Annotated in this window: 17 protein-coding genes; 9 read left to right on the top strand and 8 right to left on the bottom strand. The window is 64.1% G+C overall.

Annotated features, from left to right (window positions below; translation table 11 throughout):
* Positions 1-19 precede the first annotated feature (19 nt).
* Entirely contained in the window at positions 20-403 is a 384-nt protein-coding gene (locus B5X82_RS24520; RefSeq protein WP_139385161.1) for a hypothetical protein, read from the bottom strand.
* 256 nt (positions 404-659) lie between these two features.
* Here B5X82_RS24520 and B5X82_RS24515 point away from each other — a divergent pair, with 256 nt between their 5' ends.
* The 3 genes from B5X82_RS24515 (at position 660) to B5X82_RS24505 (ending at position 5,054) form a co-directional block, all read left to right on the top strand.
* Positions 660-3,032, top strand: coding sequence for a TonB-dependent receptor (locus B5X82_RS24515; protein WP_079650965.1), 2,373 nt, complete (start codon positions 660-662; stop codon positions 3,030-3,032).
* A gap of 65 nt (positions 3,033-3,097) precedes the next feature.
* Positions 3,098-4,594 (top strand): aldehyde dehydrogenase, encoded by a 1,497-nt coding sequence (locus B5X82_RS24510; RefSeq protein ID WP_079650963.1) that lies wholly within the window; start codon positions 3,098-3,100, stop codon positions 4,592-4,594.
* A gap of 85 nt (positions 4,595-4,679) precedes the next feature.
* The gene (locus B5X82_RS24505; protein WP_079650962.1) at positions 4,680-5,054 is read left to right on the top strand and encodes an EthD domain-containing protein; all 375 of its coding nucleotides are present in this window, start codon (positions 4,680-4,682) and stop codon (positions 5,052-5,054) included.
* A 4-nt stretch (positions 5,055-5,058) separates the two neighbouring features.
* On the opposite strand, the gene B5X82_RS24500 is transcribed toward B5X82_RS24505, so the two are convergent.
* Genes B5X82_RS24500 through B5X82_RS24475 form a run of 6 tightly spaced genes read right to left on the bottom strand, consistent with a single transcriptional unit; the run spans position 5,059 to position 12,457 of the window.
* Positions 5,059-6,516 carry an FAD-dependent oxidoreductase gene (locus B5X82_RS24500; protein WP_079650960.1) on the bottom strand — a complete coding sequence of 486 codons (1,458 nt, stop codon included), beginning with the start codon at positions 6,514-6,516 and terminating at the stop codon, positions 5,059-5,061.
* A gap of 30 nt (positions 6,517-6,546) precedes the next feature.
* Positions 6,547-6,927, bottom strand: coding sequence for a nuclear transport factor 2 family protein (locus B5X82_RS24495; protein WP_079650958.1), 381 nt, complete (start codon positions 6,925-6,927; stop codon positions 6,547-6,549).
* A gap of 34 nt (positions 6,928-6,961) precedes the next feature.
* A complete protein-coding gene (locus B5X82_RS24490; RefSeq protein WP_209047674.1) occupies positions 6,962-8,401 on the bottom strand; it encodes an NADH:flavin oxidoreductase/NADH oxidase family protein in 1,440 nt (479 codons plus the stop codon).
* Positions 8,349-9,086: a DUF2889 domain-containing protein gene (locus B5X82_RS24485; protein WP_176152697.1), complete on the bottom strand. Its 738-nt coding sequence runs from the start codon at positions 9,084-9,086 to the stop codon at positions 8,349-8,351. The genes B5X82_RS24490 and B5X82_RS24485 overlap by 53 nt, the downstream gene beginning before the upstream one ends.
* Positions 9,087-9,113: 27 nt before the next feature.
* On the bottom strand, positions 9,114-10,727 hold the full coding sequence (locus B5X82_RS24480) for a GMC family oxidoreductase (protein ID WP_079650953.1): 1,614 nt from the start codon (positions 10,725-10,727) through the stop codon (positions 9,114-9,116).
* Complete coding sequence (locus B5X82_RS24475) at positions 10,724-12,457, bottom strand: FAD-dependent oxidoreductase (protein WP_176152696.1); 1,734 nt, start codon at positions 12,455-12,457, stop codon at positions 10,724-10,726. The genes B5X82_RS24480 and B5X82_RS24475 overlap by 4 nt, the downstream gene beginning before the upstream one ends.
* Before the next feature lie 153 nt (positions 12,458-12,610).
* On the opposite strand from B5X82_RS24475, the gene B5X82_RS24470 reads away from it, so the two are divergent.
* From B5X82_RS24470 to B5X82_RS24450, 5 genes are all read left to right on the top strand, one after another.
* Positions 12,611-13,843, top strand: a complete 1,233-nt coding sequence (locus B5X82_RS24470) for a CaiB/BaiF CoA transferase family protein (protein ID WP_079650949.1) — start codon at positions 12,611-12,613, stop codon at positions 13,841-13,843.
* Complete coding sequence (locus tag B5X82_RS24465; RefSeq protein ID WP_079650948.1) at positions 13,840-14,763, top strand: hydroxymethylglutaryl-CoA lyase; 924 nt, start codon at positions 13,840-13,842, stop codon at positions 14,761-14,763. Before B5X82_RS24470 ends, B5X82_RS24465 begins: the two co-directional genes overlap by 4 nt.
* The gene (gene leuC / locus B5X82_RS24460; protein ID WP_079650946.1) at positions 14,763-16,172 is read left to right on the top strand and encodes a 3-isopropylmalate dehydratase large subunit; all 1,410 of its coding nucleotides are present in this window, start codon (positions 14,763-14,765) and stop codon (positions 16,170-16,172) included. Before B5X82_RS24465 ends, leuC begins: the two co-directional genes overlap by 1 nt.
* Positions 16,172-16,798: a 3-isopropylmalate dehydratase small subunit gene (gene leuD / locus B5X82_RS24455; protein WP_079650944.1), complete on the top strand. Its 627-nt coding sequence runs from the start codon at positions 16,172-16,174 to the stop codon at positions 16,796-16,798. The genes leuC and leuD overlap by 1 nt, the downstream gene beginning before the upstream one ends.
* 122 nt (positions 16,799-16,920) lie before the next feature.
* Entirely contained in the window at positions 16,921-18,099 is a 1,179-nt protein-coding gene (locus B5X82_RS24450; protein WP_079650942.1) for an alpha/beta hydrolase, read from the top strand.
* A 39-nt stretch (positions 18,100-18,138) separates the two neighbouring features.
* Here the strand turns inward: B5X82_RS24450 and B5X82_RS24445 are convergent, their stop codons facing one another.
* Positions 18,139-19,410 (bottom strand): cytochrome P450, encoded by a 1,272-nt coding sequence (locus tag B5X82_RS24445; protein ID WP_079650940.1) that lies wholly within the window; start codon positions 19,408-19,410, stop codon positions 18,139-18,141.
* Between the two features lie 206 nt (positions 19,411-19,616).
* Here B5X82_RS24445 and B5X82_RS24440 point away from each other — a divergent pair, with 206 nt between their 5' ends.
* A complete protein-coding gene (locus tag B5X82_RS24440; RefSeq protein WP_079650976.1) occupies positions 19,617-21,707 on the top strand; it encodes a PQQ-dependent dehydrogenase, methanol/ethanol family in 2,091 nt (696 codons plus the stop codon).
* Positions 21,708-21,750 lie beyond the last annotated feature (43 nt).

The raw sequence follows: 21,750 nt of genomic DNA, 5'->3' as shown, positions 1-21,750 counted from the left end.
CATGCGATATTGCGATCACTCAATCCAATGGGGCGGGTCGCGCCTCAACCAGTTGTACCGACTGGATGAAATCGCGTTCGCGGGTGACCTTGCCGTCCCAGGTGCGTGTAAAGTCGGCGATCATTTCGGCAAAAGCCTCGGTGCTCGTCATGGCCTTCAGCGCTTCGACCGTATCGAACTCGTAAAATGCGTAATGAACCGATGCGTCGATCTCGCTCCAGGAGCGCCAGCAGCGCGATGGGGAGAAGACGCGGATCGCCTCTGCCATATGGTCCTCGCCGTACCAGCGATCGAACGCGGCGCGATGCTGCACGTCGGGCACGATCGAACGAACAAGCAAATGAGCGGGCATGGCAATTCTGCATCCTCCATTTTGCCCGAGATAGTTAGCGAGCGCGATCACGGATCATGTCCCTACCGAATGGGACGCGGGACATTGTTGGGCCTACCGCGCCGTGCCGAAATAATCTCAAAATCGTCGGTCGGCGCCTCGGCGCGCGTCGCAATTCGCAATGTCCCTTATAAATGGGACATCTCCAGCATCGACATCTTCCTAGCATTGCAGCGTTGGAGTTAGCGCGGCATTCGGTTGTTCCTCCATCCGACGCCGAGGGGCGGCGTCTGGTTTCATGATAATCGTAGAATGTGGGAGAGAAGAAATGGCCTACGGGTTTGTCGGTAAGCGGCACGCACACCGGGCTCTTGCCCTGACGATCGGCGGATCCCTTCTCGCGCTTGTCTGGGCATCGGCCGTCAGTGCGCAGTCGACTCCGGCCGAGGAGTCGGCCGATGCCGATATCGTCGTCACCGCCAACAAGCGCGAGCAGAAGCTTACCGACGTGGGTCTCGCCGTGGCCGTGCTCGGCGGCGATGCGCTGAAGACGCAAAAGATTTCCTCGCTGGCCGACATCGCGCAGACGGTTCCGGGCCTGTCCTTCACGCCCACCGCGAACGAGACTCCGGTGTTCACGCTGCGCGGCGTCGGCTTCTACGAGACCTCGCTCGGCGCCTATCCGACGGTTCCCGTCTATATCGACGAATTCCCGCTCTCCTTCCCGGCGACCACCAGCCATTCCGCTTTCGATCTCGAGCGGATCGAAGTGCTCAAGGGCCCGCAGGGCACGCTGTTCGGCCAGAATGCGACCGGAGGCGCGATCAACTATATCGCCGCCAAGCCGACCAAGAATCTCTCGGCCGGCCTCAGCCTTTCCTATGGCCGCTTCAATGCGATCGACGCTGAGGGCTATGTGAGTGGCCCGTTAAGCGACAAGGTCGGCGTGCGCGTCTCCAGCCGCTATGAGCGCGCCGACGGATGGCAGGTCAGCAACACCCGGCCGGGTGACCGCAACGGCAAGAAGGAGGTCATCGCGGGACGCGTGCTGCTCGACTTCGAGCCGGTCGAAAGGCTCCGCTTCAACCTCAACCTCAATGGCTGGCATGAAAAAGGCGAGACCCAGTCGCCGCAATATGTTGCGACTCTGCCTCAGCAAGCAGTGCTCGATCCCGACGTTGCCGGGGCGAGCTTCTCCCCCCGCAAGCCGCGTGCCTCGGACTGGACGCCGGGCCTGCCGTACAAGAATAACGACATGTTCCAAGCCGCGCTCCGCGGCGATCTCGATGTCACCGACTCGATCACTCTGACCTCGCTGACCTCCTATGTCGACTTCAAGCAGAAGCAGCGCAACGAGGGCGACGGCCTGCCGGCAGTATCGCTGGATCTCACCATCAACCGCGGTACGATCAAGAGCTTCGCTCAGGAACTCCGCCTCGCCAACAGCGATTCTTCGGGGACGCGCTGGGTCGTTGGATCGAACTTCGAGCGCAGCAAGGTTTTCCAGGAAGTGCAGGCTAGCTGTCCTGACTCGTCGACTGCGGCGATCTTCTTCCCGACCTGCGAGCCGAATTATACGGCGAAGCAGAAGATGACCAACTACGCCTTCTTCGCCAATATCGAGCATGACATCGCCGACACCGTCACGTTGAAAGCCGGTACGCGCTATACCAACTCGAAGCGTGATGCTGACCTCTGCACCCGCGATATCGCGGCAACTCCCGACGTTGGCGATTTCTTTTATAACCTCCTGCTCGGCGGGGCGTTCGGTCCCTATGTTCAGGGCGCCTGCTATGTGATCAATGATCAAGGCACCACGATCAACGGCGTGTCGCCGGGTGCTCCGGGCCGGTTCAAGTCGACCCTCAAGGAAGACAACCTGTCCTGGCGCGTCGGTGTCGACTGGAAGCCGCAACCCGGCCTGCTGATATACGGCAACGTTGCCAAGGGCTACAAGGCAGGCAGCTTTCCGGCGGTTTCGGCCTCCGCCTTCACCCAGTTCCTGCCGGTCAAGCAGGAGTCGGTGCTCGCCTTCGAAACCGGCATCAAGACGTCGCTGTTCGATCGCCTGATCAACATCACCGCGGCCGGTTATTATTACGACTATAAGGCGAAGCAGCTTCGGTCGAAGACCCTGGCGCTGCCGTTCGGCATCCTCGACATCCTCCAGAACATCCCCAAGTCCGACATCAAGGGCTTCGAATTGGAGGTCGGGACGCGGTCGCTGGGCGGCCTGACGATGTCGGGATCGTTCGTCTACACCGATGCGCAGATCAAGAAGTTCTCCGGCATCAACGCGGCCGGCGTCGCGGCGGTGTTCGACGGCACCCGCGTTCCCTTCACGCCGAAATATCAGGTCTCGCTGAACGGCGACTACCGGATCCCGGTGAACGAGTCGTTCGATGCCTTCTTGGGCGGTACTATGACCTACCGGTCGGGCACCGTCGCCGTTGTCGGCGGCGACTTCGCCCCGCCGACGACGGCATCCGCTGTCGGCAACCCACTGCTCATTGATCCCTACACGATCGTCGACCTGCGTGCCGGCATCGCGGCGCCCGACAACAAGTGGCGTTTGCAGCTGTACGGCAAGAACGTCTTTAACAAATATTACTGGACCAACGTCGTCGCGGCTTTCGACACGATCGGTCGCTATGCGGGCATGCCCGCCACCTACGGGGCGTCGTTCAGCATCCGCTACTGATCGAGCCTGACAGGCCGGTGCGACGGCGCCGGCCTGTCGATTTTCGCGGAACCAAAGGAGCAGCCATGACCAGCCAGACGAAACAGCACAGCGAGGTTCCATTCGGACATCAGGATCGGCTGTTCATCGGCGGGAATTGGATTAAGCCTTCGTCGGACAGCAAGTTTGACGTGATCGCGCCCGCGACCGAGGAAATCTACGTCAGCGTCGCCGAAGCCTTCGAGCCGGACGTCGACCGCGCCGTCGCCGCCGCGCGCGAGGCCTTCGATCGTGGTCCCTGGCCGCGGATGAGCCATGCGGAACGTGCGGGTTATCTCCGCGCGCTCGCCAAGGGCCTCAACGATCGGGCCGAGGACGTCGCGCTGACCTGGCCCAATGAAATGGGCATCCTGCATTCGACCGCCCAGATGTTCTCCGGGGCGATGGGCGGGATTTTCGAATATTACGCCGGCCTCGCCGACACCTTCCAGTTCGAGGAACGCCACCATCCCTATGGCGGCGGACAGGTCGGCCTGTTGGTGCGCGAACCGGTGGGCGTGGTCGCGGCGATCATCCCCTGGAACGCCCCGATCAACTTGCTGTCCAACAAGCTCGCGCCGGCGCTGCTCGCGGGCTGCACCGTGATCGTCAAGGCGTCTCCCGAAGCGCCGTCGTCGGCCTATATCGTCGCGGAAATCGCGCAGGCCATCGGCATCCCGCCGGGCGTCATCAACGTCATCACCGCCGAGCGCGCCGCCTCCGAGATGCTGGTGCGGCATCCTGGCGTCGACAAGGTTGCCTTCACCGGATCGACCGCCGCGGGCCGCAAGATCGCGGCGATCTGCGGCGATCGCATCGCGCGCTACACGCTCGAGCTCGGCGGCAAATCGGCGGCCGTCATCCTCGACGACTTCGATCTGGAAACCGCGGCGACCTCGCTGGCCGGATCGACCTGCCTGATGTCCGGTCAGGTCTGCTCTTCACTGACCCGGATCATCGTCAGCCGGCATCGGCATGATGCGCTGGTCGATGCGTTGAGTGCGAAGTTCGGCGCGATCAAGGTCGGCGATCCGTTCGATCCCGCAACCGAGATTGGGCCGATCGCCATGCGGCGCCAGCGCGATCGGATCGAGCAGCTGATCGCCAAGGGCGAGAGCGAGGGCGCGACCCTCGCCGTCGGCGGACGCCGGCCCGCGCATCTCAATCGCGGCTTCTACATCGAGCCGACCGTCTTCGGTAACGTCCACAATGATTCGACGCTGGCGCGCGAGGAGCTTTTCGGCCCGGTCGTCAGCGTGATCCCCGCGGACAATGAAGAACAGGCGATCGATATCGCCAACGATACGATCTACGGCCTGAACAACTCGGTGTTCACCAACGACGTCCAGCGCGCCTATGAGGTCGCGCGCAGCCTGCGCTCGGGAACGGTCGGCCATAACGCCTTCCGCACCGACTTCAGCATCGCCTTCGGCGGCTTCAAGCAGTCGGGCATCGGCCGCGAAGGCGGCGTCGAAGGCCTGCATCCTTATCTCGAGACCAAAACCGTCGTTCTTGAAGGGACGCCGGATCACCTGGCGGACTGAACGGCGCCAGCGGATCGTGGCGCCGCCGGACTTTCCGGCGGCGTGCAATCCCGATTGTCGATCGCAGAAGGCATGGAGAGCCAGGATGATCACCATGATCGTGTTCGTCACGCGCAAGACCGATCTGTCTTATGACGAGTTCAGCGACTATTGGCTGAACCGCCACGCGCCGCTGGTCAAAAGCGTTCCTGAGTTTATGAGGCATGTGCGCAAATATGTGCAGCATCATCGCGCGCCCGGCGGCGAGGCCGTAGCACCCTTCGGCGACTCTCCCGACTATGACGGCGTCGGAGAAATCTGGTTCGACAGCCGCGAGGCGATGAAGGCTGCGTTCGAGGAGCCGCGCTATCTGGAGGTAATCCGGCCCGACGAGAAGAAATTCTTCGATGCGTCGCGCTGTCTGTCGTTTATCGGCGATGAGCATATCATGACCGATACGCTCATCCCGACATCGTCCTGATCGATCAGCTAGCGGCCGATCCGCGCATCGCCTCGCGTCCGGCGACACGGCCGAAGAAGGAGCCCGGCCCGAGGCTCATGCCGCTCGCATAGCTCTTGCCGTCCGGCGACAGATGCGCGGTGCAGGCGCCCGCAGCATAGAGACCCGCCACGACGCCGCCATCGGCGCGACGCACGCGCGCATCGGGTCCGATCCGCAGGCCCCCGAGGGTGATATAATAATAGGTCGATCGGTTGAACGAGATGTCGAACGCCGCCCATGGGCCGTCGGTCAGCGGCTTGAGCCAGTCGGTGTGCTTCTCGAACAGCGGATCGCGGCCTTGCGCGGCCTGTTGGTTGTAGACCGCCAGCGTGTCGGCCAGAGACCCGGGCGGCAGCTCCAGCCCGCTCTCCATCGCCTCGATCGATTCATAGCCGTCGACGAGCGAGTGGTTCGCGCCGATGATCTCGGGATAGGCGAAAATTTCGGAATCGACGATCAGGAACGCGCGCTGGTCGGGCTGTTCCATAATGAAGGAGGCCGTCCTGCCGTGATAGGCGTCTTCCGCCACGAAGCGCTTGCCAAGGCGGTTGACGATAATGCCCTTCACCAGCTGCGGAGGCGGATAGATGGAGGCGGTCGCGATCAGCCCATCCATGCCCCGGACGTCTCCGCCGGCGGCGACCGCCATGGTGATGCCCGAGCCGTCGGTGTGGGGGATGCCCATCGGCTCGGCCGTGTCCGGCAGTCCGGGGAAATAGCGCGCGAGCATCTGCTCGTTGCGACCGAAGCCGCCGGTGGCGACGATCACGCCACGGCGGGCGCGATAATGGCGTTCCTGGCCGAACTGACGCACCGTCACGCCGCACACGCGGCCTTCCCCGTCGACGATCAGCGATTGCGCGATCGAATCGAAACTGGCGCGCACCCCGGCCTCGTCGCAGCGCGCCAGCAGCGCGAACATCGCGGCAGCGCCCGACGTATCGCCTTCCATCGCCACCTGATGGCCGCGTGGCGCCGGTGTTGCGGCATCGCGGAAGGGCCAGACCTTCTCGTTGCCCGACCACATCAGGCCATGGGTCGTCATCAGGAACACCGTCTTTTCGGGATAATAGCTGCGCTCGAACGGTATGCCCTGCGCCTCCAGCCACCGGAAATGCTCGACATTGCCGTCGCAATAGGGGCGGATCAGCTCGGCCTGATCGGGTCCCATGCTGGCGATCATCGAGCGGTACATATTGTCGGGCGTGTCGTCATAGCCCGCCGCCTTCTGCACTTCGGTGCCGGCGCCGATATAGAAGATGCCAGACGACAACGCGCTGGCGCCGCCGCCGCCGCTCGCCCGCTCGACCACCAGCACGTCCCCGCCGGCGCCACGTGCTTCCAGCGCGGCGCAGGCACCCGCGATACCGTAGCCGAGGATGACGACATCGGCTTCGTCGTCGAACTGGCCGATCTGGTTCAGTGGCAAAGGTGTGTTCATGATCTCGATCCCGGAATGCGAAGGGAAGGGTTAGGCGCCGAAGATCTCAAGCATATGCGCCGTATCGCTATACTCTTTGACCGAGCGAACGAGGCCGTCGCGGATCACGAGCAGAGTATTGTACTGGTTGGCGTAGCGGCGGCCATTGTGCAGAGTCATGCCGGCTTCGGCCTCCAGAGCAACGCGGTCGTCCTGGGCGGTCATCGAAGTGATGCGCATGACGAGCCGGTCGTCCGATATTGTCTTGAGCGCTTCGAACAGGGCGACCATCTCGGGCTTGGTCTTGGTGCCGGAGAAGGGCGTCGAGCCCGACACCCAGAAGGTCCCATCTTCCGCCAGCAGGTCGAAATGGCCCTCGTGCATCGTCTCGATGAACCGGCGCGCGATGCTGCTATTTTCTTCGATCGACATGACGACAGTCTTTCATGCTGGGGGAGTGGTGTGCTCAGACGGAGACCGAAGCGCGTTGCTCCTCGATCCGGCCCAATTCGGCGATCGCGGTGGCCAGCGGTAGCCCGAAATCCGGATCGTCGCCTTGGGCGATCCGGGCAAGCTGGAGGTAGAGCCAGCAAAGCTGGGCAACCGAGACGGCGTAGGCGAATGCGCTGTCGTCGAGATCGGCCGGCAAAGTCCCGCGATCGAGGATAAGATCTTCTTGCAGCGTTGGCGCGCTCGTCGCTCGCCCGTCGAGCAGCTTGGCGCAGATCTCGGGATCGACGCAAAGCGGGCGCGCCATGCCGATCATGTCGACCCGATCCTCGACGAGCATTGCGGTCATGTCGGCGGCGTGTCGGAAGCCGCCGGTTATCATCAGCGGCATGCCTGCCACCGGCCGGATACGTTCCGCATAGCCCGCAAAATAGGCTTCACGCTTCACCGTGCTGTGTGCCTTGGGCGCGGCAGGTTCATCGGAAGCGGACCCCATCATCGCGAGGCTGGAGATGTTGCCGCCCGAAATCTCAAGCAGATCGATCCCGCTGCCGTTCAGCATGCCGACGACCGCGACGCTGTCCTCGATGTCGAAACCGCCACGCTGGAAGTCAGCGGAGTTGAGCTTCACCGAGATCGGATAATCGCTGCCGACCGCTGCGCGGATCGCCTTGACCGATTCGAGCAGGAGTCGCGCGCGGTTTTCGAGCGATCCGCCCCAGGCGTCGTTGCGATGATTGGCGAGCGGGCTGAGAAATTGCGAGATCAGGAAGCCGTGTGCGCCGTGCAATTGGACGCCGGTGAAGCCCGCTTCGCGCGAGATCGCGGCGGTGCGCGCGAAGCGCGTAATAACGTCGGTGATATCGTCCTCCGACATCGCGCGAGGCATGCCGAATTCGCGCGGTGGCAGTCCGGCGGTCGAAGCCGACGGCGCGAAAGGGTGCGGATTGAACCTGATGGGAGTCTGCCGACCGGGGTGGTTGATCTGCATCCAGAAATGATTGTCCGCGGCCTGGCCGGCCGCTGCCCATCTCCTTAGCGCGGGCAGATCGTCCGGCGTCTCCAGCACGACATTGCCGAACCGCTCCATGTGCGCGCCATCGACCATGACGTCGCCGGTGACGAGGAGGCCGGCGCCGCCGTGCGACCAGCGGCGATAGAGCCGGCACAGCGCATCCGAGACGCGGTATTCGTTGTCCGCTAGCCCCTCCTGCGTCGCCGATTTCGCCAGGCGGTTCCGAAGGATGGCGCCGCAGGGTAGGGCGAGAGACTTCCCCAGTTCCTTGGACATGCGCGCTCTCCGGGGGGCTGCGATGGCCCATCTGCGTTCGAACCGCCAGGATGCGCGTTGGTGCGATGCTGAGTATGTCCCGCTCGGGAGGGACGAGCGAAGGGGTGACGCGCTAACGGCCCACCGACTTGTGTATTCCGGCCGCTTCGGCGCGAAGGACCGCACCCTCGATCCGTTCGGGTGCATATGCGTAGCAAGCGCCGAGGAGCAGCCGGTTTTCCACGATCGGCTGGCCGACGCTGGCGGCCGGCGAATAGGGGCGGATGGTCGCGATGAAACAAGTCTTGCCGAGGACGGACGCGGCTTCCAGCGCGTCGCTGTCGAAGGTTTCGGCCGACCAGTGCCCGAATCCCTTAAGCATGGGCCGCCCGGCTAGTGCCGCGGGCGCGACGATGACGTCGCCGTCGATCCGCCAGCGATGGACCAGATGGCCGTCACAGCGCGCTTCGATCCAGATCGGGCCGTCGGCGGCGTCGGGCACCACCGCCTCATAGATCCTCCTTTGCTCGGTCCGACGTGCATGGCGCATCGCAAGAAGGGCGCTATCGAACAGATGGGTGCAGTTCCGGCGCAACCTTGCGGGATCGTAGAAGCCGGTCGTGGCAATATCGAGCGGTAGCCCGACCACCTCCTGCAGCGCGTCGGGTGCGCCCGGGCAGGCCGTGGTCGGATAGCGAATCATTTCGCCTTTAACCGAGGTGACGACCGATCCGTCATGATCGATCGTGCAGCGCATCTCGTGGTAATTGTCCACGAGGTAGGCGTCAACCCGGCTTGGTCCGCGCTTTGCCAGGCTGATCGTCCGCCGTGCCTCTCCCTTTCCGTAGTCGGGATTGGGGACGAACGGCATGCTGGGGCCGGACAAGCGCATGCCGTGCTAGGCCGCGATCGCCCGGCCCATCGCCTTGCGGACGATGATGTCAGACGCCTTTTCCGCGATCATCATCACAGCGGCATTGGTATTGCCGCTCACGATGGTCGGCATGACCGACGCATCGACGATGCGCAGATTGTCTATGCCGTGAACCCGGAGCTGCGGATCGACGACCGCCATTGGATCGGTGCCGATCCGGCAGGTTCCTACCGGGTGATAGATGCTGTTCGCGGTGCTGCGGATATAGTCGTCGAGGTCGGCATCCGACTGAACGTTGGTGCCCGGCGCATATTCGACGCCGCGGAACTCGTCGAACGCCGGCTGGGCGATCAGTTCGCGTGCGATCCGCAGCGATGCGCGCGCCGTCCGCATGTCCTCGGGATCGCTGAAATAGCGCGGATCGATCAGCGGCGCCTGCAGCGGATCGCTCGACGCGATGACGACGTTGCCGCGGCTCTGCGGGCGGGACACATTGGCCGACGCCATGAAGCCCTCGCGCTGGATGATCTTCCGACCATGGTCCTCGTAGAGCAGGTTGAGGAAGTGGTACTGGATGTCGGGATATTCGAGACCCGCGCGGGTCTTCACGAAGGCCAGCACCTCCAGCCCGTTGGAGAGCGTCGGCCCCGACTTGAACAGCGCATATTGAGCGAGCGAGATCGCCGCCTTGAGCGGCCGGGTATAGGCCAGCGCCGAATAGGGCTTGGTCATCTCCTGCTTGACCATCTGGCAGATATGGTCCTGTAGGTTCTCGCCGACGCCCGCCAGCTCCTGCACGACCGCAATGCCGTGCCTGCGCAGGAGCTCGGCCGGGCCTACGCCCGACAGCTGGAGCAGCTGCGGCGAATTGACGGTGCCGCCGGCGAGGATCACCTCGCCATCGGTCTCGATGGTGCGGCGCTTGCCGTTGCTGGCATATTCGACCCCGATCGCGCGGCTGTTGCGGAACAGGATTCGGGTGGCCTGCGCTTGGCTGATCACGCGCAGGTTGGGGCGTCCGATCGCTTCGGCCAGATAGGTGGCCGACGTGCTCTGGCGGCGGGTGCCCGAGAAATTGGCGTCGGCGCGGCCGAAGCCTTCCTGCGTGCTGCCGTTGAGATCGGGGTTGATCGGATAACCGGCCTGCTCGGCGGCCTTGAACCAAGCCTGGCCCATCGGGGTCATCTGTTCGGCGGGCGGAGCAACGGTAATGCCGATCGGGCCTGAGCCACCGCGCAGATCGGTGTCGCCGCCGGGATGGCGTTCGAACTTGCGGAAATAGGGCAGGCAATCCTCGTAGGACCAACCGGTCGCCCCGGATTGCGCCCATCCGTCAAAGTCGCCGGCATTGCCGCGCACGATCACTTGCCCGTTGATCGAGCTCGATCCGCCCAGCACCTTGCCGCGTGGAAAGTGCATGGTCCGGCCGTTGAGACCGGGCTGGGGAACGCATTCATAGCCCCAGTCGCCCATGCCGGTCTTCATGAGGCCGAGGAAGCCGGCCGGCATGCGGTAAAAGATATGCCGGTCCGATCCGCCTGCTTCGAGCAGGGTGACCTGCGCGGACGGATCCGCGCTAAGCCGGTTGGCCAGGATACATCCGGCCGATCCGGCGCCTACGATGATATAGTCGGTCATGCTGCGGGCCTTTCACGTAAGGGAGCCGCCGCGCCTGCTGCGGCGTCGACGGGGTGCTGGGCGGCGATGTGGCGCGCCGCAAGATAGGCGAAAGTCATGGTCGGGCCGAGGCTGGCGCCACCGCCCGGATAGGCGCCGCGAAACGCCGGGTTGGCATCGACGCCGACGGCGTAAAGCCCGTCGATGACCGAACCGTCCTGTCGGATGACCTGCGCCCGGGCATCGGTTTCGAGGCCGTTGAGGCTGCTCAATTCACCGGGCCGCAATTCGATCGCGTAGAACGGACCGTCTCGCAAAGGCCCGAGGGACGGGTTCGGCTTATTGGCGGGATCGCCTTGGACCGACGAATATACATCCTCGCCGCGATGGAAATCGGCATCGACGCCGCTGTCGGCATAGTGGTTGAAGGTCCCGACGGTCGCGGTCAGCGTCGCGGCCGGAAGGCCGAGCACATCCGCCAATGCCGTGATCGTGTCGGCTTTCTTCAGATAGCCGTTGGCGAGATAGCGACCGATGGGAAGGGGCGCAGCCTTCGCTAGGCCCATCGAATGTTTACGGATCGCGGCATGGGTGCCGATAAGCCAGGCGCGCTCGATACCGCGCGCATGCATTGCCTTGCAGAACGCCTGGTAGGAGGCACCCTCGTTGACGAAGCGCTTGCCTGTACCGTCGACCACGATGAAGCCGGGGCGATGACGATCGAGCATGATATGCGAGAAGATGACCCGCCGGCCGTCTGCGTCCAGCATCGACGACATCGGCGCCCATATGCCATTGTCGATATTCTCGCGGATGAAGACGCCGCCTTCCCGCTCGCCGAGCCGGATGCCGTCGCCGCAATTGCCCGTCGGCTGAAGCGACCAGCCGGCATCGGCCATCGGCATATTTTCCCGGCGCATGTGCTGGTTCGCGCCATAGCCGCCGCTGGCCAGGATGACGGCACGCCGGGCCCGGACTTCGATCGTCTCGCCGCCCCTTGTCAACCGGACGCCGGCGATCCGGCCGCTCTCGTTGATCAGTCCGGCAACGCCGGTTTCGCGCCACAGTTCGACGCCAGCGCGGCGTGCCGATAGCAGCAGGCGCGCGACGAGCGCATTGCCGTTCACCAACCGCGTCGCGCGCCCATACCGGATCCGATCCCACGCGTAGCGAAGGAATTTGCCAGCGGAATAGAAGAAGGATTTCGGCGATCGCAGTACCGCCATGAAGTGACCGGCATCCTCGAAGCCGATCTGCATCCCCCCGAAGACGCCAAGCTGGTCGAGCGCGGGCCGGAGATGCTCGAAGTCGGGCCCGAGCGCCTTGCCGTCGAAACTCTGCGTCAGCAGCGTCCGTCCAGTCGACGCGCCGGGCAGGGCGGCCTCGTAATCGGGGATCAGCCCGCCCATGAAACGCACCTCGGTGCGGTCTTCCAAATATCGGACCATTTCTGGCCCGGCTCTCACAAACGCCTCGGCCTTGGGCTGATCGAAATAATTCCCGGTGATGGCGCTGAGATAGCGGATCGCGTCCTCGCGGCTGTCGGACAGGCCCAGCCCGGCCATATGGTCGTTGCCAGGAATCCACAGGCCGCCACCGGAGATCGCCGAAGTACCGCCGAAATATTCGGTTTTTTCGGCCACCAGCGTAGCGAGGCCCTGCTGCGCGGCGACGATAGCGGCCGTCAGCCCGCCCGCGCCGGAGCCGACGACAACGACATCATAGTCCCTGACAGGGATAGCTTCCGCCACTCTCCGCAACCTCGCCTTTTCAATTATATGCAGCAGTAGAACCGCAACCATTTTTCAGGCAGCATTTATGTCCCCGGTCCAGGGGACCAAGGCCGGGGTTAGCCTCCGGTATGTACCGGCTCCTCATCCTTATCGCGCGGCCTTGGCGAATATATGTCGATACCTGAAAGTCAGTTATTTTGCGCCACGCTTGACGGGCTCCGGGTGATGGAAATCGGCCATTTCGTTGCAGCGCCCTTCTGTACCCGGATTTTGGGCGATTTAGGCGCAGACATCATCAAGATCGAGCCGCTGGCCGGAGATCCGGTACGGCAATGGGGGGAGCAGATCGATGGCCGGTCGCTGTGGTGGTCGATTCATGGCCGCAACAAGCGTAGCCTGGCGCTCGATCTCAAGGCGAAGGAAGCGCGCGACATCGTGTTGCGCCTGATTGCGCAGTGCGACGTCCTGGTCGAGAACTTCCGCCCGGGCCAGCTTGAAAAAATGGGCCTGGGCGATGCCGTACTGCGCGAAGCAAAACCGGATCTCGTCATCGCCCACGTCTCGGGTTACGGCCAGACCGGCCCCTGGAAGGACAAGGCAGCTTTCGGCGTGATCGGCGAGGCGATCGGCGGCCTGCGCCACCTCACCAATCATCCGCCGGGCACCTATGATCTGCCGCCCGTCCGGGTTGGCGTCAGCATCGGGGATTCGATCGCCGGGCTCTATGCAGCCTTCGGCATCATGAGCGCTTTGTGGCAGCGCGACCGTGTGGCGGGCGACCGCAAGGGGCGGAGCATAGATGTCGCGCTGACCGAGAGCGTCTTCAGCATGATGGAGGCGATGCTCCCTGAATACGGCAAGCTCGGCAAGATCAAGCAGCCCACCGGGGGCGGGATTGCCACCGCGGCCCCCTCGAATGCCTATCCCACCGCCGATGGCGGTTTCATGCTGATCGCGGCCAATTCCGAGCCGTTGTTCGCCAGGCTGGCCGAATTGCTCGGCCAGCCTGAACTCGCCCGCGATCCCAAATATATCGGCAACCGGCAGCGGGTCGCCAACAGCGCCGAGCTCGACGAGCTGATCGCTCGCTGGACGCGGCAATATAGCGCGGCAGAGTTGCAGGAGAAGCTGGAGCAGGCGGACATTCCGAGCTCCAAGGCCTATACTGCCGCCGATGCTGCCGACGACGCGCAATATCGTTTTCGCGGCATGGTCCGTGAGGTCGAGGATCCGGCCTTGGGGACCGTGCTGCATACCGGTGTTGTACCGCATATGCCCGAGGCGCCAGGCACAATCCGTTGGACCGGGCCGGACATCGGCCAGCATAGCGAGGAGCTTCTGGCCATGGCCGGCTTCGCTCCCGAGGACATTGCAGCCTTGAAGCAACATGGAGTGGTAAAGTGAGCGAACGGCGCCGCGCATCGATCGTGGAGGTCGGGCCGCGCGACGGCTTCCAGCCGATCGGGCCCGACATCCCGACCGCCACCAAGATCGCCTTCGTCGAGCGACTCTACGCCGCCGGGCTGCGACGGATGGAAGTCACCGCGTTCGTCAGCGATATCGCCGTCCCGCAGCTTGCCGACGCCGGCACCGTGCTCGCGGCCGCGCAGGCTCTGCCGGGCATGGATGCGCAGGTGCTGGTGCCCAATCTGAAGCATGCCGAACGCGCGCTCGCGGCTGGCGCGCGCCATCTGGCGTTCGTGCTGTCGGTGTCGGAAAAGCATAATTTCAACAATGTGCGCCGGACGCCGATGGAGTCAGTCGCGGAATATGGCCGTATCATATCGTCGCTGCCCACCGGCACGAAGATACGCCTCAACCTTGCCACGGCATTCGATTGCCCGTTCGATGGTCCGGTAGATTCCGCGGCGACCTTCGCGCTGCTCGACGCGCTGGTCGACATCAAGCCCGACGCCGAGATCTGCCCCTGCGACACGACTGGCCGGGTGACGCCCGACCGGGTGTTCGCGCTTCTGCAGACCGCGCAGCAGCGCTATCCGCAGACCGGCGCATGGGCCTATCACGGGCACGATACCTATGGCCTGGGTCTTGCCAACGTAATGGCGGCCTGGCAGGCTGGCGTCGCCACGATCGATGCCTCCTTCGCGGGCCTGGGCGGCTGCCCGTTCGCGCCCGGCGCGACCGGCAACGTTTCGACCGAGGACGTGGTCTGGATGTTCGAGGCGATGGGGATCTCCACCGGCGTCGATGTCGATGCGCTGATCCCGATCGCGCGCGACGGTGCGGCTTTGCCGGGTGCATTGTCGGGTGGGCGCGTTCGCGATGCGATCACGGCAGCCGAGCAGCGGGCCGGTCACTGCTGATGGCCGATGCGCCGCGCACCATCTTCCAGAAGATCTGGGACGCCCATGTCGTCGCTACGCTCGCCGGCGGCAACGCGCTGCTCTATATCGATCGGCACCTGCTGAACGAGGTCACGAGCCCGCAGGCATTCGAAGGGTTGCGCCTTGCCGGGCGACGTGTCCACCGTCCGGGCGGCACGATCGCGGTCGCCGATCACAATGTGCCGACCGAAAACAGACACCTGCCGATCGCCGATGCCGACAGCCGCATCCAGGTTGAGACCCTGGAGCGTAACGTCGCGGAATTCGGCATACCCTATGTGCCGCTGCGAGGCCGTGCGCAGGGCATCGTCCATGTCATCGGACCCGATCTGGGGTTAACCCTTCCCGGCCTGACGATCGTCTGCGGCGATAGCCATACCTCGACCCATGGCGCGTTCGGCGCGCTGGCCTTCGGGATCGGTACGTCGGAGGTCGAGCATGTGCTGGCGACTCAGACGCTGATCCAGAAGCAGGCGCGGAACATGCTGGTGCGCGTCAATGGCAGGTTGCCCGCCGGAATAACCGCCAAGGATCTGATCCTTGCAATCATCGGCCGGATCGGGACTGCGGGCGCGACCGGATATGTCATCGAATATGCCGGCGAGGGTATTGAGGCGCTCGACATGGCCGGGCGCATGACGGTGTGTAATATGTCGATCGAGGCGGGCGCGCGCGCCGGACTGATAGCGCCGGACGACACCACGTTCGCCTACCTGCAGGGGCGCCCGCTGGTTCCCGCTGGAGAGGCGTTCGAGACCGCGAAGGCGAGCTGGCGCGCATTGCGGTCCGATCCGGGCGCCAGCTACGACAAGGTCATCGATATCGATGCGACCGGGATCGCGCCGATGGTAACCTGGGGCACAAACCCCGAAGCGGTCGTGACCATCGCCGATCGGGTGCCCGATCCCGAAGCGATGCCGGATTCCGCCGCGGCGGGCCAGGCGCGCCAGATGTTGAAATACATGGCGCTGGAACCCGGAACCCCCCTCGCGGGTCTGCCGATCGATGTGGTGTTCATCGGCAGCTGCACCAACAGCCGCATCGAGGATCTCCGCGCGGCGGCGGCGACCATAGGCGATGGGCATGTGGCAAGCGGTGTGCGCGCGCTGGTCGTGCCGGGCTCGGGCGCGATCAAGGCGCAGGCGGAAGCCGAAGGATTGGACCTGATATTCAAGGCGGCCGGCTTCGAATGGCGGGACGCCGGTTGCTCGATGTGCTTGGGGATGAACCCCGATCGGCTGAAGCCGGGCGAACGCTGCGCCTCCACCTCGAACCGTAATTTCGAGAGCCGGCAGGGGCCGGGCGGTCGGACGCATCTTATGTCGCCGGCAATGGCCGCCGCCGCCGCCGTGGCCGGGCACATCGTCGATGTCAGGCGTTTCGGCTGATGGCCGGCTTCACATCGATAACTGCGCCGGCCGCGCCGCTGCCGCTGGCGAATGTCGACACTGACAAAATTCTGGCGGGCGAGCATCTCAAGACGATCAGCCGCAGCGGTCTTGGAGCGAAGCTGTTCTCCGGATTGCGCTATGACGAGCAGGGGGCCGAGCGGCCGGACTTCATTCTCAATCGCGACCCGTGGCGCCGCGCCGGCATCCTCATCGCGCTCGACAATTTCGGCAGCGGCTCCAGCCGGGAGCATGCGCCATGGGCGTTGCGCGATTTCGGCATCACCTGCGTGATCGCGCCGAGCTTCGCCGATATCTTCCACAATAATTGCTTCAAGAATTTCATCCTGCCGATCGTGCTAGACCGCGCGCTCGTCGATCAACTGCTCGACGATGCGGCTGACCCGTCGCGGTGCCGGATGCGGGTCGACCTGCCGACGCAGACCATCGCTCGCGCGAATGGCGAGATCGTCGATTTCGAGATCGACGCCCAGCAGAAGGATGCATTGCTTAACGGCATTGACGAGATCGGCGGCAGCCTCGCCTTCCTCCCGCAGATCGAGCGTTGGGAACGGGCAAGCCAGCTCATAGCGCCAGATATCCCGCTCGATGTTCCGTCTTCCTAGGCGGGGTTCGGCCGCACCGTCCCAGCCGGTGGGGACAGGCAACCACCTTCGCCTTCCCGAAAAGGCTGCTGACGCGCCACCCGGCGCACCGTTTCGAAGCACATGAAAGGCCGAGTCTCGCCATGCAATATGATCCGGATCTCGACTTCGAATGGGTGCATATCGGCTATCGCGAGACGACTAAATTCGTCGAGACCTATGGCTTTTCGGGAAATCAGGGCGTCATCAATCTCGAGGGCGTACTGATCCGTCCGCGGGGCCGGCCGTCCAAGACGCTGCTGGTGTTCATGCACCCGGCGTCGACCTTGCAGCTGCTGCCCGTGCCGCGCGAAGCGGCGCGATTGGGCGCGCATGTGCTGTGCGCCGGCAGCCGCTACGCCCGCAACGACACCGCCGGGATCCTGGAAAATGTCCTGCTGGATCTCGGCGCCTATATCCGCCACGCCAAGGAGATCTGGGGATATGAGAAGATCGTCCTCGTCGGCTGGTCGGGCGGCGGCTCGCTCTCGTTGTTCTACCAATCGCAGGCCGAACGGCCGACCATCACGCAGACCCCCGCGGGCGACCCGGTCGACATCGTAGGAGCCGGGCTGATCCCGGCGGATGCGGTGATCTTCCAGGCGGCGCATATTTCGCGCGCGCAGCTGTTGCTCGACATCATCGATCCCTCGGTGCGCGACGAGCTCAATCCCGACGATCGCGATCCTGAACTCGACATCTACGACCCTGCAAATCCCAATAAGCCGCCATATTCGGCGGAGTTCATCACGCGCTATCGTGCGGCCCAACTGGCGCGGATGCGCAAGATCACCGCGACCGCGAAGGAGACTCTGGCCATGCTGCGAGCAAAGGGCACGGGCGAGGTGGAGCGCGGCTTCATTACGCACCGCACGCTCGCCGATCCGCGCTTCCTGGACGGCGCGCTGGATCCCAACGATCGCAAAATCGGTTGGTGCTATCTCGGCAATCCCGAAACCGTGAACAGCGGTCCGGTCGGGCTTGGGCGCTTTTCGACGCTGCGCGCCTGGCTGTCACAATGGTCGGTCGAGGACAGCAATGCCGACGGCATCAAATGCGCTGCGCGGATCAGTGTCCCGCTGCTCGCGATCGAGAATACAGCCGACGACGCGGTACCCCAACCCCATGCCCGCCGGATCTTCGACGCGGCGGCCAGCGCTGACAAGACTTTCAAGATCATGAAGGGCGCCACCCATTATTATGCCGGGCAGCCCGAGCATCTGCGTGAGGTGAGTGCGCTCACCCAGGCATGGCTGGTCGAGCGCGGCCTGATCGAGGTGTGAACGGGAAGCCCGGTTCATGATCCGGATGGCCGAGCCCGATTACCAGCTGACCTGCAGTCGGCGCAGCCCGCGGAACGAGGTGTTGGGGAGATAGTCGGGCTGCTGTCCGGGCACCAGCTTGATGCCGGGAAGCCGCTCGGCAAGCTGCCGGATCATCGTCTCGATCTCGATGCGCGCCAGCGTCGCGCCGAGGCAGAAATGCGCGCCGATTCCGAAACTGGTGTGCTGCCCTGCGTTGCCGCGTTCGGGATTGAACAGCTCCGGCTCCTCGAACCGCTCCGGGTCTCGGTTGGCTGCAGCAAAGTGCAGCAAAAGGCGGCTGCCAGCGGGGATCTCCACGCCATCGAGGACAGCGTCTTCCTTGACGAGTCGTCGCCAGGCCTGCACCGGCGGATCGAACCGCAGCCCTTCCTCGACCAGCTTGGAGATGTTGATCGAGCCGTCGACGACGCCCGCCCAGATCTCCGGCCGGGACAGCACTGCCGACAGGATGTTCGCCGACGCGCTCGATGTCGTCTCATGGCCAGCGAACAGCAGGTTGAAGGTGACGGCAATGATATCGCGGATCGTCGCCTGCGAATCATCGCCGGCACGCTGCCGGATCACGTCGCTGGGATAGTCGTCGCCGGGATTTTCCAGCCGCGAATGCACCAGCTTGGTGGTATATCGGAAGAAGGCGAGCGCGCCGCTGGTCAGGCGGATCTGCTCTTCCTCGGTCGGACGGCCCCACAGCAGGACCACGCGGCTGTCGGCATATTCCTTCACTTGGGGCACGTCCTCGTCCGGAATGCCCAGCAGGCGGAACAGCACCAGCGCGGGGACGTCCCAGGTCAGCCCCATCGCGAGATCGGCCGGCGAACCGGTTTCGATCATCCGGTCAATCTGCGCCGACACCGTCTTCTCGATGAACGGGCGAAGGCTGGCGAGGCGCTGCGGCTTGAGCGGCTCGCCGAAGAACTTGCGGCAATGCGGATGGCTCGGGCTGTCGTTGTTCACCAGCAAGCCCGGAACGTCGAATTCCGAATTGACGATGATGTCACGTGCGTGCGGGCATAAGGGCGTCAGCGGGTCCGATACGATGCGCGGCGAGAACCGGTCGGTATCGCGCAGCACGGCCCGCACCGTCGCATAGCGGGTCACTATCCAGCTATCGAGGACGGGCGAGTAGAAGATCGGCTCGGACCGTTGAAACTCCGCCAGTGTCGGATAGGGATCGACCACGAAATCGGGGTGGAAGGGATCGAACCGCCGGCCGGCTTCGGTAACCTCGGGCGGGGGAGAACCGACCTGTTCGGATGCTAGAAGACGCATGGCGATCCTTCCTTGTCTCGCACGCTGTGCGCAAGCCTTGTCTCCTCAGCCTTAGAGACACCACGTCCAATGTCGGTCCCAACGAGCGGGGACATCGGCTCCGCGCGGCCGGCGTCCCCCGGTGGAGGGACGAGGCGGGGGAGTGAGCCCGCTATCGCGGAAGCATAGATAACGCTCGGGAGAGCTCAATGCTTCATGTTCGGACGATGCGATTGGGCGAAGGCGCGGTTCTCGCTCTCGCCATGCTGGCCAGTCTGGGTGCGACACAGGCCACCCCCGTCGGAGATGCCAACTGGGCCGGCACTGGCGGTCCAGCCGGGGAAACCCATTTCAGCCAGCTCTCCGCGATCAACAGCGGAAATGTCGCGAAGCTCGGGCTGGCCTGGTCGCTCGACCTGCCGGGCGAGCATTCGCTCGAAGCTGTGCCGCTGGCGGTTGACGGCGTCCTCTATTTCACGGGACAGATGTCGGCGGTCTATGCGGTCGATGCCGTCTCGGGCAAGCTGCTGTGGCACTACGATCCCGAGACCTATCTGCGGCGGCCGCTGCACCAACGCTATGTCATGCCGGTCAACCGCGGTGTCGCTTATTGGAACGGCAAGGTCTTCGTCGGCACCTTAGACGGGCGGCTGATCGCCCTCGATGCGCGGACGGGCAAGCCCGCCTGGAGCGTCCAGACCTTGGCCGAGGATTCGCGCCAGACGATCACCGGCGCACCGCGCGTGTTCAACGACAAGGTCGTGATTGGCAATGGCGGTGGCGATTTCGGCGCGCGCGGCTATGTCACCGCTTATGATACTGAGACGGGTCACGAGGTCTGGCGCTTCTACACGGTGCCAGGAAACCCGGCCGATGGTTTCGAGCAGCCGGCGATGAAGATGGCCGCCGACACCTGGCGTGGCCAATGGTGGAAGACCGGCACCGGTGGAACCGTCTGGGATAGCATGACCTACGATCCCGAGCTCAACCGCCTGTATATCGGGACCGGCAATTCGGGACCCTATAACCCGCGGGTGCGGACTGAGGGCGTCGGCGACAATCTGTTCCTGGCCTCGATCGTCGCGCTCGACGCCGATACCGGCCGCTATATCTGGCACTATCAGGTCAATCCGCAGGAAGCCTGGGATTACAAGGCCACCGCAAACATCTCGCTCGCCGATATGGAGATCGGTGGACAGCAGCATAAGGTGTTGATGCAGGCGCCGACCAACGGCTTCTTCTATGTGGTCGACCGCGAGAACGGAAAGCTGCTGGGTGCCGAGAAATATGGCAAGGTGACCTGGGCCAAGGGCGTCGACCTAAAGACGGGACGGCCGATCGAGGAGCCCGGCATCCGGTACGAAAAAGGGCCGGTGACCTTCTGGCCGAGCCCTTATGGCGCGCACAATTGGCAGCCCATGGCATTCAGTCCGCGCACTGGTCTTGCCTATATTCCCTATATGCAACTCGCCGCCCGCTATTCGGAGGACGCCGAATATATGGCGCGCCTGAAAAAAGGCGGGGCACGGGAGACGGCCTTCGGGGGCGGCGCCCAGTTCGAGACACTCGTCGTCGATGGCGACGACGGCAAAGGGGCGCTGGTCGCTTGGGATCCCGTCGCTCAGAAGATTCGCTGGAAGGTGGCCTATCCCTCAATGTGGAATGGCGGCGTGCTAGCAACCGCGGGTGGCCTCGTCTTCCAAGGCGATGCGGATGGGATTTTTCATGGCTATGACGCGTCGACCGGTGCCGAGGCGTGGCACTACGATGCCAAGCTCGGCATCATCGCCGCCCCGATCACCTATACGGTGCGCGGCGTGCAATTCGTCTCGATCCTAGTAGGCTATGGCGGCGCCGCCGGCTTGAACAGCAAGTTCGTCAATCGCGGGTGGAAATATGGACAGCAGCCGCGCCGCTTGCTGACCTTCAAGCTCGGCGGCAAGGCCAGGCTGCCCGGGACGGCTCCCCGGGACCTCAAGGTCGCCGCGCTTGACGATCCGGCGCTGAAGCTCAATGAAGCGGAGGTTGCCGAGGGCGCGGCGCTCTACGGTTCGAACTGCGCCATGTGCCACGGCATGGCCTTGCAGAGTTCCGGTGCGCCGGCGCCCGATCTTCGCGAATCGGCGATCGCACTGAAGCGCGAAGACCTGGCGGTGTTCTTACCATCGGGCGCGGCTTCGCCGAGCGGCATGCCGCGCTTTGAAGAATTTTCGCCAGAGCAGATACGCGGGCTGCACATGTATATCCGGGCTGGTGCTCGCGAGGCACTTGGACTGCGCAAGCCGACCGAGAAGCTGCAGGGCGCGGGACGGTTTTGATCCGGCATGCTAGGACCGGGCATAAAGAGTAAGGACCGGATAA

The sequence above is a fragment of the Rhizorhabdus histidinilytica genome, assembly GCF_900167915.1.
In the GTDB taxonomy this organism is placed as follows: domain Bacteria; phylum Pseudomonadota; class Alphaproteobacteria; order Sphingomonadales; family Sphingomonadaceae; genus Rhizorhabdus; species Rhizorhabdus histidinilytica.
Note: the sequence above shows the minus strand (reverse complement) of the source record. Positions and strands in the feature narration are given on the sequence as shown.